The organism is Bacillus sp. ISL-4 (assembly GCF_018613275.1).
Taxonomy (GTDB): domain Bacteria; phylum Bacillota; class Bacilli; order Bacillales; family DSM-1321; genus Peribacillus; species Peribacillus simplex_E.
Genome location: NZ_JAGGQN010000007.1, coordinates 125,612 through 139,026, shown reverse-complemented (window position 1 = coordinate 139,026; position 13,415 = coordinate 125,612). Strand labels below are relative to the sequence as shown.

Here is a 13,415-nt window from a genome sequence, read left to right as displayed (position 1 = left end):
CGTTGGGATGGCGTCAATAAAAATAGAGAATGTCCAAAAAGCCTTCGGGAAAACGATAGCTGTCGACCATTTAAATCTGGAAATCAAAGAAGGTGAGTTTTTTACCTTTCTTGGTCCAAGTGGCTGCGGTAAAACGACAACGCTTCGGATGATTGCCGGTTTTTATTATCCGACAAAAGGTGTCGTCCGATTTGGCGACAAAGATATGACGCGTGTACCTCCGGAGAAAAGAAACACAGGCATGGTTTTTCAAAACTATGCCCTCTTTCCCCACATGACTGTTTTTGAAAATGTAGCGTTTGGCTTGCGTGTGAGAAAAGTTTCTTCTGCTGACTTAAAGAGGAGAGTGCTGGATGCCCTCCAAAAGGTCAGGCTGGAGAGCTACTCGAATCGTCAAGTGAGCCAGTTAAGCGGAGGACAGCAGCAGCGGGTGGCCCTTGCGAGAGCACTGGTCATCGAACCGGAAATATTACTGCTGGATGAGCCATTAAGTAATCTGGATGCCAAGCTTCGTGATGAAATGAGGGTGGAAATCCTAAGGCTGCAGCGCGATTATAAGATTACCACCATTTATGTCACACATGATCAGGCCGAGGCATTATCGATGAGTGATCGGATCGCTGTGTTCAATTATGGTGTATGTCACCAGGTCGGGACGCCTGCAGAAATTTATAATCAGCCGGCCAATGATTTTGTGGCGCGTTTTATAGGCGAGATTAATCTATTGCCCGTTCAAGTCGAAAAGGTTCAACAAGAGAATATAGTGGTTGCCCTTAAAAATAGTGAACAACCGATTAAATTGAATGTAGAAAATCAAGCTAGAGAAGGAATTTCAATCTTACAGACTGATGATGACCTTGCTGTTTCGATTCGTCCTGAAGCAATCAGAATTCTGGATGTAGCCGAAGAAGGAATGAATATCTTTAAAGGTAAAATAAGTTCCGTCCAATTCTTTGGATCTGTTGTGAATGTCATCGTGGATGTTCAAGACGTGTTACTAAGGGTCGACGTATTCAACACTCAGGATTTTGGATACTTTCATCAAGGAAAGGAAGTGTATGTCCAGCTTCCTGAGAAACAGCTGCGTCTTATCCCTATCATAAGCGGTGAAGTTCCATGATTAAAAATCGTGATACGAGATTGACGATTTGGCTACTTATACCAGTTGTATTAGTGCTCGTAGCGTATGTTCTCTACCCATCGTTGAGGACCTTTATCGAAAGTCTGCAAAAAGACGGAACGATATCCCTTGGAAATTATCAGGACTTCTTCGTGCAGGAATCGAAAACGAACCTAGAGGCGCTATGGAATTCCGTTTATATATCCTTATTGAGTGTATTGGTCAGTGCCTTGATTGGCATTCCGCTCGCATTCATTTTTAGCCGTTATGATTTTCCCGGCAGAAGCTTCTTTTCATCAGCAGCGATTTTGCCGATTGTCCTTCCATCATTGGTAGGGGTCATGGCTTTTATGTTTTTATATGGAGAATCGGGATTGATTCCAAATGCCATCAAGGATCTGTTTGGTCTCGATAAAGTTCCATTTAAAATTGGCGGGGTATCGGGAATCCTTATCGTGCATGCCTATACGATGTATGTCTATTTTTATATGACCGTATCAGCTGCAATCAATAAAATAGATCCGTCCCTTGAAGAAGCTGCTTATAACTTAGGGGCAAATAAATTCAAGGTTTTTTGGCAGGTGACATTTCCATTATTGACACCTGCCATCGTTGCCGCTTCTTTGCTTGTCTTCATGATATCAATGGCTTCATTCAGTGCCCCGTTTTTATTGGCTGGCGGATACAGGGTGTTGAGCCTGCAAATTTATTTTTCAAAAATAAATGGTGATATGGAAATTGCCGCTACTCAATCCGTCATTCTATCCATCGTTTCGATTTCTTTTCTATTATTCATGCGTTGGTATCAGAATAGGAAAGATTATCGAATGGCTTCGAAAGGGATTGGGGCACACAGGAGTGAAGTGAAGAACCCGATTATGAAATGGGTGATGGTCGTAACGGGCATCATTGGCGTAATTATTTTGCTTTTACCGCACTTTACGATTCTTTTGCTTTCACTTGTGCCGGATGGAACCTGGACATTTCAAACGTATCCAACAGTATTTAATGTGGAAAATTACAGGCTTTTGTTTGAAGATCCTAATATCTTCAAACCGTTACGAAATAGTTTACTGATGGCAGTTATTGCAACGTTGGCAAATCTGGTGTTTGGGGTCATAGCGTCCTATGTGCTTGTCAAACGGAAATTCGTCGGGAAAAGCTTTGTCGATATTCTAGTCATGATTCCTTGGGCGTTGCCTGCAACGGTAATAGGGATGAACTTGATATTCGCATTCAATGAACCTAGCGTTTTTTCCTTTGGTCAAATATTGGTAGGAACATTTTGGATTTTGCCTCTTGCCTATTTCATCAGACATATTCCACTCGTTGTCCGCTCGACTAACGCCGTTCTGGAGCAGCTCGATGATTCGATTGAAGAAGCAGCCAGAAACTTGGGGGCAAAGTGGTTTTATACCTTCAGAAAGGTCATATTTCCAATTATTATGCCTGGCGTTTTATCAGGGACATTATTGGCATTTATCGAATCTGTGGGGGAATTCCCGACCTCGGTCCTGTTGTACACGATTTCAAACAGACCCATATCGATTGAAATCATGAATCAGCTTCGAATGTTCAATATGGGGCAGGCAGCTGCCTATGGGATGATTCAAATCACGCTGATTGTAATCGTTCTCTTTATTTCGAACAAGTTTTTTGGAATCAAAGCGGAAAAAGCTTTATAAATTTGGAGGTTTAAAGATGAGCAGGCTTGAAGAATTTATCAAAAATGAAGGTAGTGTCTTTCCCGGAAAAACATATGCTAGAGAGCTTCTGATGCCTGTTTTTAATGATCAAAGAGATTACTTATTTCATGCAATGTTCGATATTCATCGGGCGCATGTCATCATGCTTTCGGAACAAAAGATCATTAAAGAAGAAGAGGCGAAAACCATGCTTGATGGGATTCGGAAAGTGGCCCAAACAGATCTCAAGCAGTTGACCTATCAGCCCCAATTCGAAGACTTATTTTTCATGATGGAGGCAAAGATCGGTGAGGAAATCGGTGATGAACTTGCAGGAAAGATTCATATCGGCCGCAGTCGTAATGATATGGGAGTCGCGATGTACCGGCTTGTTTTGAGAGGCCATCTGCTCCAAATGATTGGCTATGCAAGCCATTTGAGTGAGGCATTCTTGGTGCAGGCTGAAAAACATACAGAAACTTATATAACTGGTTACACGCATACACAACCGGCTCAGCCGACTACGATAGGACATTACTTTTTAGCCATTTATGATGTGCTTCAAAGGGATATTGGCCGGTTATGGGCAGCCTATGAAACGGTTAACCAATCGCCTTTGGGTGCTGCCGCGTTAACGACCACCGGTTTTCCGATCAGCCGGAACCGTACTGCTGAACTGCTTGGGTTTGATTCGGTGATCGAGAATTCCTATGACTCGATAGGCGGGGCGGATTATTTATTGGAAACCGCAACGGCCATCATGACGTGCATGGTCAATGCAGGAAGATGGATTCAAGATTTCCTGCAGCATGTGACAAGGGAGTTTGGTACATTTCATGTGGCCGATCCTTATGTTCAAGTGAGCAGCATCATGCCGCAAAAAAGAAATCCAGTTTCCATTGAACATTCCCGTTCGATTGCAAGCAGTGCGTATGGTGATGCACTCGCTGCAATGAATATGATCCACAATACACCATTTGGTGATATCGTCGATACGGAAGATGATTTACAGCCGCATCTATATCGAGCTTTTTCGAATGCAGGACGTGTCATGAAACTAATGTATGCCGTCATATCGACTTTGAAAGTAAATGAAGAACATACAAAAAAAATGGCCGCAAAATCCAGTATAACGGTTACTGAATTAGCGGATACCCTATCAAGAGATTACGAGATATCATTTAGAAAGGCTCATTCCATAGCCAGTCATATTGCAAAACGGTCGATTGGTGAAGGAAAGGAGCTTTATGATTGGGACACACAAGACATCAACAAGATCATCAATGAATCCGTTGCAGTGAATTTAACTGAAGATGAATGGAAAAAGATCATCTCTCCCGAATACTTTGTGGAGATTAGAAGCATTCAAGGCGGGCCCAGTCCGAAAGAGGTTACGAGGATGATCGTAAATAGAAAACAAAAACTGGAGCAACAGTTGCACGAATATAAGGGAATCGTTAAAGCAATGAATGATGGCAGGAAGGCTTTAGTGGATTACTGAAGGTACGGGAAAAAAGGAAATGAATTTTAACGGGCATGAAATTCACGAGTAAAAGCGTGAAATTCACGAGTATTTGCGCCAAACTTAAGGGTATTTGCTCGAAGCTCACGAGTAAAAGCGTGAAACTTATGAGTATTTGCGCAAATCTCACGAGTAAAAGCGTGAAACTCGAGTAGTTGGCTTGGACGCAATACGATGCATTTTATCTGTTAAATGAGAAAGCTCATATTTTATAATATATAGTCATTCTTTATTAGGGTGGCTATTTATTTTGAATTTTTATTGCAACTGAGATATCCCCAACGACAATAAATGTAGATTATTTCCAAAGGCAATGTTATTATTTGTAAAATACATAATATGAGGCGGAATTTTAATGTCAAATAGATCACAGTTCGGTTTTATCCTGATTTTAATAGCTTTCGTAATATCGATTACTTTTTGCTTGAATCCGGAAGCCTTATTAAGAGGTGGATATGATTTAGCTATTGATGGTCTGGTAGTATCCAGAACCTTGATGATTATTTTTTCGTTGTATTTATTAGTTAAAATAGGGGATTTGATTATAAACAAAAAAGAATAGTAGTTTCATATGAGACATTGTTTTTTGTCCGCTATTAACTTTCTATAATCACTCTTAAGGAAAAGGACATTATGACTTTGGATGTCGATTATAAGAAAGGCTCAGTCTTTTGACTGAGCCCTTTCGATGTTCTTTTAATGTTTCTTTATCCAAAATAACCAGCATCAAGAGTGTTTCAAATATCGTTAACGGATTTTAGGTTCCAACTGAACCGCGTGCTTTCTGAAAGTAAGACTTACCGTGATCATCACAATGAAATTGACCGCCAAGGCGATGATTCCCACATTCAAATCTTTCGCGGCTTGCGGCAAGGATGGAAACAAGGTTCCTATAGTTGAAGAACTGAGTGTAATGCAGATTACGATGAATAATCCGGTGATGATGCCGGCGATTGCACCATATTTATTGATGGGATTATTCTTCTTCAGACTAAAGAGCAGGGACGGGAATAGCTGTGTAATGAGACTGTATCCCATTAGAATTAATGCTGACATCGTTTCGCCGCCGTTTAAGGTGAAGTAGACGGCTATAAGGGTAATGACTGGAACAAGGAATTTTGCCAATCGTACAACGTGGCGATCGGACACTGCAGGTGCAAATTCCTTATAGACGTTTTTCGCGAGCAGTGTAGCGACGCTCATCAAAAGCATGGATCCCGGCACCAATGCGGTCAACAATCCAGCTCCGCCGATTATGCCTATAAACCATGGATCAAAGGTCTCGATCGAAAGGCGCAGCAATGAGAGGTCTGCATCTGCCCCAACAAGTCCGGGCACTTTCAATATAGCTGTAAACCCAACGAAAAAGACGAATAACAGCATGAGTGTATATAAAGGGCTGATGATGGCATTTTTTCGAAATACCTTGCCGCTGCGTGCTGAATAGACAGCGCTGAAAACTTGTGGCCACATATAGAAACCGAATACGAGCAATATTACCGTGGAGATAAACCATGATACGCTAAGTCCCTGGTCAGGGAACTTTAGAAAACCAGGTTTGGCCGCATCAATCGCTTCAAACATCGGCTGAAAACCGCCAAAGTAATGGATCGGCAGATAAATCCCCAAAAAACCTATTATGGCGACCATCATGATATCTTTAATGACCGCTATCCAAACAGAACCGTGTATACCGGAGATCATCACATATATGGTAAGGCTGATCGCCCCCATCCAAACTGCCTCGGACATTGAGATGGCACCATAAGATGCCTCTGAGACAATGATTCCCAACCCTTTCAGCTGCACGACGATCACTGGAATCATCGACACCACACCGACAAGTGCAGCCAAAATTCCTAAACTGGGACTCTTATATTTGCTCACAAAGAAATCGGATTGAGACATCAGTTTATTATCTTTGGCATATTTCCATATTTCCGGAAGGAGCCAATAGGATAATACGTAAGACAGAGTAATGTAAATTAGAACATATAGAGCGGGTGCGCCCTTGCCATATGCCCAGCCGCTGCCGCCAAGGAAGGAGAAGGTCGTATAGATTTCCCCGGCCATCAGCAGAAAGACGAAAATCGCACCAAAACCACGTCCGCCCACCGTCCATTGTTCCAAGTCCATATCTTTTCCTTTTGAAGAGCGTATCCCTAAAAATATCGATAGAAGTAAAAATGCTAAAATGATTATGAGAGCAATATTCATTTCTGGTCACCTTCCCGATTCCTGGGATCGAGCTTATACATGATGCCCAATATAGCAGAGGTAAGGACAACCCACATAGCCATCCAGAACATATTGAAAGGCATCCCTAATACGTATGGTTCTATTTTATTAACAAAAGGTAGAAATCCTAGTATGCCTATAAAAGGAACTAGAGTAAGGATATATATAATCTTCATTAAACAAACCCCTCCGTTTTAAATAAGTGAAACGTCCATCAATGGGGTTTATTTTTCAATGCCACTGATGGCTGAGTGAACCAAACCGGGAAGGAAAATTCATGCAAGACGGATTTACCTTCTTTTAAAAAGGTCCGATGATATATAATAGCTTACACTATTTTGATATAAAATTTAATGGAGTTGGGTGATATATTTTAGCAAAAACGCGCCAACTGCCTAATCTTGATATGTTTCTTAGATGGATAAAGCCTTGAATTCGAATCGAATTCAAGGCTTTATTTCCTTTAGCTATTTTTTTTCCGATAGTTATATAGTATCACCAAGAGTATGAACCAGATTGGGGTCAAGAGCAGTGATAGTCGTGTAGCTTCAGCAAATAGCATAACAATAAGGATGAATAGGAATAATCCTAGAATGGCGTAATTGACAAAGGGTGTAAAAGGAGCCTTGAAAGTCGATTCGGCTCTTAGATCAGGCCTTGTTTTCGAATATTTGATATGGGAGATCAAGATAATGCTCCATACCCAAATGAAACAGATGGCACTGATGGTCGTCACGACGGTAAATGCCTGTTCCGGTATCAGCTTGCTTAATAATGCCCCTATTGATACAACGATTGTGGATGTAAATAAGGCATTGCTTGGAACAGCCTGTTTATTTAATTTTTCCAGTTTAGCAGGGGCTTCGCCATTCCTGCTTAACGTATAGAGTATTCGGCTTGTTGAAAATAAACCGCTGTTACATGCAGAAGCAGCGGATGTCAACACGACGAAGTTGATGATTCCTGCAGCGACAGGAATGCCGATTAACGCAAAGACCTCTACAAATGGGCTGCTTGAGGCATCAAGTTGTGTCCATGGGTTGACACAGAGAATGACGAATAGGGCACCAACATAGAAAAGTAAAATCCGGACAGGGATTTTATTGATGGCAGAGGGAATGTTCTTTCTCGGGTTCGCCGTTTCCGCTGCGGAAACCCCGACCAATTCGACACCGACAAATGAGAAGACGACCAACTGTAATGATAATAGGAATCCGGAAATGCCATTGGGGAACATGCCCCCATGATTCCATAGGTTCGTTACGGAAACCGTTCCGGTATTGGTGTTGAAGCCGATGATCAAAAGAATGATTCCTACGATGATCAAGGCAATGATCGTGATTACTTTAATGATGGCAAACCAGAATTCCAATTCGCCAAATAACTTAACGGTCAATAGGTTCAACCCTAACAGAATGACTAGACATATTAGAGCCGGAATCCATTGGGGGATATCGAACCAATATTGTATATAGACACCGACAGCTATGATATCGGCCATTGCGGTCATGATCCAACAGAACCAATATGTCCAACCTGTCACGAATCCAGCCCATGGACCGACATATTCGGTTGCAAATTCAGTGAATGATGCATAACCTGCATTGGATAATAGCAATTCGCCCAGCGCCCTCATCACAAAAAACAAAGCAATCCCTACTATCAGATAGGAAAATATAATGGAAGGTCCAGCCAATTGTATGGCTTTTCCGGATCCTAAAAATAAACCGGTGCCAATGGTTCCTCCTATTGCAATCAGTTGTACATGTCGATTCTTTAAATCTCTTTTTAATTCCTGTTTAGCCAATTCTTACGCCCCCGTTTTTTATAGTCTTGTTAGTGAATGATTTCAACCTGCATGGTCTTGGAGAGAGGGACGTGATTTTTTGCCCTGCTTGCCTATTCCATTGGTTTTCAAGAGTGTAGTTTTAAGTCCAATCACAAAATGGACAATAAAAAAAGAGATTGGATAATACCAATCTCTTAAAGGGTTCAGAATAACAATTCTATCATTCGTTACTCTTCTGTCCTTTTGCCTGAGATTGTGAATCCTTCGGCGCTGCATCTTGTACAGTCTCTCCAGAAGCTGCTCCTGCTATAGTGTCATCCATAGCATTCATCGCTTGCTTGTATGCGGTTGTGAAGAAATGTCTGTCAGTGTTAATCTTCCACTGTTGGATCATTCATTATGCTTATAAAATAATATTGGAATTCTATCATCTATTTTTCGGTAGGTCAACAAATTTTTTTGAAATGAAACAGGCATTATCTGCAGTTTAATAGTGGCGTATTTAACTTAAGGTTTAAGCAGAAGTGATAGTTTTCTGCTCTTTTTGAACGATCACTATTATAAAATACTGAACATCATTTTTTTAAAATGATATTTTTAAATTAGAAAAATCGACAAGATATTATTGGTAACTGTTTATTTCAAAAATACAATTGTATTTTTACAGAATATTTACTATTATAAGATAAGAAAACATAATTGAAGTGTTATGTAATATTGATTACGATAAAGCATTCCTAATTAAAAGAGAGTCGTTCGTGGCAAGGATGGAAAAGCATTACCGATATTGCATCTGGGGGAGTTAATCATGTCGAACAAGGAATTAAAGAGAGGGCTGGAATCAAGACATATTCAAATGATAGCTTTAGGCGGAACCATCGGGGTCGGTTTATTCATGGGTTCTGCGAGCACGATCAAATGGACCGGGCCCTCTGTTATGCTTGCTTATGCAATCGCAGGTATTTTTATATTTTTCATCATGCGTTCCATGGGTGAGATGCTATATTTAGAACCGACTACAGGTTCTTTTGCAACCTTTGCAAGCAGCTATATACATCCCTTGGCAGGTTATATGACTGCTTGGAGCAATTGGTTTCAATGGGTAATCGTCGGAATGTCCGAAATCATCGCAGTTGGGTTGTATATGCAATATTGGTTCCCGGAATTACCTGCTTGGATACCAGGTGTGGTCGCCATGATCATCTTGGGGGCGGCAAACCTTATTTCGGTTAAATCCTTCGGGGAATTTGAATTTTGGTTTGCGCTTATAAAAATCATAACGATTATATTGATGATCATTGCCGGCCTTGGCCTTATCTTCTTTGGAATAGGGAATGGCGGGGATGCTATTGGATTATCGAATCTTTGGGCAAATGGCGGCTTCTTTACGGGAGGCTGGACAGGATTCTTCTTCGCGCTTTCCCTAGTCGTGGCTTCCTATCAAGGCGTTGAGCTTATCGGAATCACAGCAGGAGAAGCGAAAAATCCAACCAAGACCATAACAAAAGCGATCCAATCAATCATATGGCGCATTTTAATTTTCTACATTGGTGCCATATTCGTCATCGTGACCGTCTTCCCTTGGGATCAACTGGATGACTTAGGCAGTCCATTTGTTTCAACCTTTGCCAAAATAGGTATCACTGCAGCGGCAGGCATCATTAATTTTGTCGTAATCACTGCAGCAATGTCTGGATGCAACAGTGGGATTTTCAGTGCAGGACGTATGCTTTACACACTGGCATTGAATGGCCAAGCTCCGAAAGCCTTTGCTAAAGTATCAAAAAATGGAGTGCCGGCATATTGCACGATCGCTGTACTTTTAGGATTGGGCATCGGGGTTATCCTGAATTACCTTGCACCGCCGCAATTATTCCTTTATGTGTACAGTGCGAGTGTATTGCCTGGGATGATTCCATGGTTTGTCATACTTATCAGTGAGCTTAAATTCAGAAAGGTGAATGCTGCCGAAATGGAGAAACATCCGTTCAAAATGCCGTTGGCCCCTTTCAGTAACTATGCGACAATTGCCTTTTTACTGATGGTGCTGGTCGGTATGTGGATCAATCCTAGCACAAGGATTTCCTTGGTTGTCGGGATCGTTTTCCTAGCCTTGGTCGCAGCAAGTTATTACATGCTGAAAATGGATAAACGAACACCATTGGATGTTAAATCCGATGATGAGATTTCCTGATAAGGTAACAAAAAGCCCTTCTCTTAATTCGAGAAGGGCTTTTTTTGTTTTTTTAGATCAATTGTGGAATTCAGGAGTAAAACAGCGAAATTCACGAGTAAAGCTGTTGAATTCACGAGTAAAGCCGTGACATTCACGAGTAAAGTAGTTGAATTCACGAGTAAAGCTGGAATTCACGAGTAAAACAGCGAAATTCACGAGTAAAGCCGTTGAATTCACGAGTAAATGCGTAAAATTCACGAGTAAAACCGATGAATTCACGAGTAAAGCTGGAATTCACGAGTAAATGCGTGGAATTCACGAGTAAAACAGCGAAATTCACGAGTAAAGCTGTTGAATTCACGAGTAAAACCGTGAAATTCACGAGTAAAACTGGAATTCACGAGTAAAACCGTGAAATTCACGAGTAAACAGCGAAATTCACGAGTAAAGCCGTTGAATTCACGAGTAAAGCTGGAATTCACGAGTAAATGCGTGGAATTCACGAGTAAAGCCGTGAAATTCACGAGTAAAGCCGTTGAATTCACGAGTAAAGCTGGAATTCACGAGTAAATGCGTGGAATTCACGAGTAAAGCCGTGACATTCACGAGTAAAGTAGTTGAATTCACGAGTAAAGCTGGAATTCACGAGTAAAACAGCGAAATTCACGAGTAAAGCTGTTGAATTCACGAGTAAAACCGTGAAATTCACGAGTAAAACTGGAATTCACGAGTAAAACAGCGAAATTCACGAGTAAAGCTGTTGAATTCACGAGTAAAGCTGGAATTCACGAGTAAAGCCGTTGAATTCACGAGTAAAGCTGGAATTCACGAGTAAAGCTGGAATTCACGAGTAAATGAGTGGAATTCACGAGTAAAGCTGGAATTCACGAGTAAAACCGTAGAATTCACGAGTAAATGGGTGAAATTCACGAGTAAAACCGTAGAATTCACGAGTAAAGCTGGAATTCACGAGTAAATGCGTGGAATTCACGAGTAAAACCGTTAAATTCACGAGTAAAGCTGTTGAATTCACGAGTAAAGCTGGAATTCACGAGTAAAGCCGTTGAATTCACGAGTAAAGCTGGAATTCACGAGTAAATGCGTGAAATTCACGAGTAAAACTGGAATTCACGAGTAAAACCGTAGAATTCACGAGTAAAGCCGTTGAATTCACGAGTAAAGCTGGAATTCACGAGTAAACAGCGAAATTCAAGAGTAAAGCTGTTGAATTCACGAGTAAAACCATGAAATTCACGAGTAAAGTAGTTGAATTCACGAGTAAAGCTGGAATTCACGAGTAAAACAGCGAAATTCACGAGTAAAGCCGTTGAATTCACGAGTAAATGCGTAAAATTCACGAGTAAAACCGTTGAATTCACGAGTAAAGCTAAATTGACCCCATTACAAGGGAGGGCCAGCAAGAGGAATGTATCTTCCTGCCAGGTTTTTTCATAGGATGTAACATATTTACCCGAGGAAGGGGTCATCTTTTGGAAAGAACAAAGCTTACCGGGCGTATCGTTACACCTAATGATGCTGAGTATGAGCGTGCCAGGATAAATAATAACTTAAGTTTTTCTAAATTCCCAAAGGTCATTGTGTTTTGTCAAAATTCCGATGATGTGTTGAATTCATTGAAGTGGGCCCGGGAAAATCATGTACCTTTCCGGGTTAGGAGCGGCAGGCATAGTTATGAAAATTTTTCATTAGTGAATGGCGGTCTGGTCATTGATATTAGTGAAATGTACAATATCAAGGTCAATCGTGAAAAAATGATCGCAAAAATTGAAGCCGGAGCTGATTTAGGGCGAGTATATAATACGTTATGGAACTATGGAACGACGATTCCAGCAGGGACCGAAAGCAGTGTTGGTGTTGTAGGTCTTACGCTCGGCGGTGGAATAGGTATGTTAACAAGGCGCTTTGGACTTACTTGTGACAATCTACTTGAAATAGAAATGGTAAGGGCGTGTGGAAAGAGGGGCGCCAAACTCATTAAAGCAAATAGGAAAATCAATAGTGATTTATTTTGGGCATGCTGCGGGGGCGGAGGGGGAAACTTTGGCATAGTCAGTTCTCTTTTACTTTCAGGGTAACCCCCGTATCAAGGGTATCCGTTTTCTCCGTCACATGGGAGTGGGAAGATTTCGAAGCGGTGTTTGAAGCCTGGCAGGATTGGGCCCCTCAAGCTGATGAATGCTTAACTTCAGAAATAGAATTCAAGGCAAAGGAAGCAAACGAAATTTTTGCTAAAGGTGAATTTGTTGGAACGTCACATAGATTGAAGCAGCTATTAAAGCCTTTGACAAAAACTGGTTCACCAATAAATGTCATGATAAAGGAAGTCCCATACATTGAAGCCGGAAGATTCTTTGATTATCCAGCTGGAAATCAACCGGCGCATCGAAAGAGGTCAGGATCTTTCATTGAAAAAGCTTTACCGCAGCAAGCAATCATGACTATGAAACATTTTTTGGGAAATGCTCCAAATGAAGATGCAGCCATTTGGCACCAATCCTTAGGAGGAGTGGCGGGCCTTAAAGATCCAAAGGAGACAGCTTTTTATTATCGCGATGCCATCATCGCCCAGGAGTATCAGGCAACATGGACCAATCCAGAAGAAGAGCGGCTAAACATTCGTTGGATCAAGGACCTGAAGCATGCCTTGGCGCCATTTACTACCGGTGACTATGTGAATTGGCCGGATACTCTAATCAAAGATTGGCCAACTGCGTATTATGGAGAAAATTTCAAACGGCTTAGGGAAGTGAAACGAGGTATGATCCATACAATGCGTTTAAGTTCCCTCAAAGCATACCGCCATTAAATAAGTGGGGTTAAAAAGCTTGGATTCACCAAAAACATTCGTTATATAAAGGCCTATT

Annotated in this window: 14 protein-coding genes, 1 pseudogene and 1 riboswitch; of the genes and pseudogenes, 6 read left to right on the top strand and 9 right to left on the bottom strand. The window is 41.3% G+C overall.

What is annotated here, in order from left to right:
- Positions 1 to 7: 7 nt before the first annotated feature.
- The 4 genes from J7J00_RS04075 (at position 8) to J7J00_RS04060 (ending at position 4,889) form a co-directional block, all read left to right on the top strand.
- Entirely contained in the window at positions 8 to 1,120 is a 1,113-nt protein-coding gene (locus J7J00_RS04075; protein ID WP_214787685.1) for an ABC transporter ATP-binding protein, read from the top strand.
- Entirely contained in the window at positions 1,117 to 2,805 is a 1,689-nt protein-coding gene (locus tag J7J00_RS04070) for an ABC transporter permease (protein ID WP_214787681.1), read from the top strand. The genes J7J00_RS04075 and J7J00_RS04070 overlap by 4 nt, the downstream gene beginning before the upstream one ends.
- Before the next feature lie 16 nt (positions 2,806 to 2,821).
- Positions 2,822 to 4,306, top strand: coding sequence for an argininosuccinate lyase (argH, locus tag J7J00_RS04065; protein WP_214787678.1), 1,485 nt, complete (start codon positions 2,822 to 2,824; stop codon positions 4,304 to 4,306).
- Positions 4,307 to 4,682: 376 nt separating this feature from the next.
- A complete protein-coding gene (locus tag J7J00_RS04060; RefSeq protein WP_214787675.1) occupies positions 4,683 to 4,889 on the top strand; it encodes a hypothetical protein in 207 nt (68 codons plus the stop codon).
- Positions 4,890 to 5,074: 185 nt separating this feature from the next.
- On the opposite strand, the gene J7J00_RS04055 is transcribed toward J7J00_RS04060, so the two are convergent.
- From J7J00_RS04055 to J7J00_RS04045, 3 genes are all read right to left on the bottom strand, one after another.
- Positions 5,075 to 6,544 carry a sodium:solute symporter family protein gene (locus J7J00_RS04055; protein WP_214787672.1) on the bottom strand — a complete coding sequence of 490 codons (1,470 nt, stop codon included), beginning with the start codon at positions 6,542 to 6,544 and terminating at the stop codon, positions 5,075 to 5,077.
- Positions 6,541 to 6,741, bottom strand: a complete 201-nt coding sequence (locus tag J7J00_RS04050) for a DUF3311 domain-containing protein (protein WP_098370527.1) — start codon at positions 6,739 to 6,741, stop codon at positions 6,541 to 6,543. Before J7J00_RS04050 ends, J7J00_RS04055 begins: the two co-directional genes overlap by 4 nt.
- Positions 6,742 to 7,028: 287 nt before the next feature.
- Positions 7,029 to 8,372 carry an amino acid permease gene (locus tag J7J00_RS04045; protein WP_214787670.1) on the bottom strand — a complete coding sequence of 448 codons (1,344 nt, stop codon included), beginning with the start codon at positions 8,370 to 8,372 and terminating at the stop codon, positions 7,029 to 7,031.
- A gap of 207 nt (positions 8,373 to 8,579) precedes the next feature.
- Positions 8,580 to 8,658: riboswitch (glycine riboswitch) on the bottom strand.
- Positions 8,659 to 9,162: 504 nt separating this feature from the next.
- Between J7J00_RS04045 and J7J00_RS04040 the strand changes: the two genes are divergently transcribed.
- On the top strand, positions 9,163 to 10,548 hold the full coding sequence (locus J7J00_RS04040) for an amino acid permease (protein ID WP_214787667.1): 1,386 nt from the start codon (positions 9,163 to 9,165) through the stop codon (positions 10,546 to 10,548).
- Positions 10,549 to 10,605: 57 nt separating this feature from the next.
- On the opposite strand, the gene J7J00_RS04035 is transcribed toward J7J00_RS04040, so the two are convergent.
- The 6 genes from J7J00_RS04035 to J7J00_RS04010 all read right to left on the bottom strand — a co-directional run bounded on the left by J7J00_RS04035 (position 10,606) and on the right by J7J00_RS04010 (position 12,017).
- A complete protein-coding gene (locus tag J7J00_RS04035) occupies positions 10,606 to 10,809 on the bottom strand; it encodes a hypothetical protein (protein ID WP_214787664.1) in 204 nt (67 codons plus the stop codon).
- Positions 10,806 to 11,033, bottom strand: coding sequence for a hypothetical protein (locus J7J00_RS04030; protein ID WP_214787661.1), 228 nt, complete (start codon positions 11,031 to 11,033; stop codon positions 10,806 to 10,808). The genes J7J00_RS04035 and J7J00_RS04030 overlap by 4 nt, the downstream gene beginning before the upstream one ends.
- Entirely contained in the window at positions 10,990 to 11,157 is a 168-nt protein-coding gene (locus J7J00_RS04025; protein WP_214787658.1) for a hypothetical protein, read from the bottom strand. Before J7J00_RS04025 ends, J7J00_RS04030 begins: the two co-directional genes overlap by 44 nt.
- Positions 11,154 to 11,300 carry a hypothetical protein gene (locus J7J00_RS04020; protein WP_214787655.1) on the bottom strand — a complete coding sequence of 49 codons (147 nt, stop codon included), beginning with the start codon at positions 11,298 to 11,300 and terminating at the stop codon, positions 11,154 to 11,156. The genes J7J00_RS04025 and J7J00_RS04020 overlap by 4 nt, the downstream gene beginning before the upstream one ends.
- Positions 11,301 to 11,395: 95 nt before the next feature.
- Positions 11,396 to 11,563, bottom strand: a complete 168-nt coding sequence (locus tag J7J00_RS04015; RefSeq protein ID WP_214787652.1) for a hypothetical protein — start codon at positions 11,561 to 11,563, stop codon at positions 11,396 to 11,398.
- A gap of 76 nt (positions 11,564 to 11,639) precedes the next feature.
- Complete coding sequence (locus J7J00_RS04010; protein WP_214787649.1) at positions 11,640 to 12,017, bottom strand: hypothetical protein; 378 nt, start codon at positions 12,015 to 12,017, stop codon at positions 11,640 to 11,642.
- Positions 12,018 to 12,020: 3 nt separating this feature from the next.
- Between J7J00_RS04010 and J7J00_RS04005 the strand changes: the two are divergent.
- A pseudogene (locus J7J00_RS04005) lies at positions 12,021 to 13,371 on the top strand (FAD-binding oxidoreductase).
- Positions 13,372 to 13,415 lie beyond the last annotated feature (44 nt).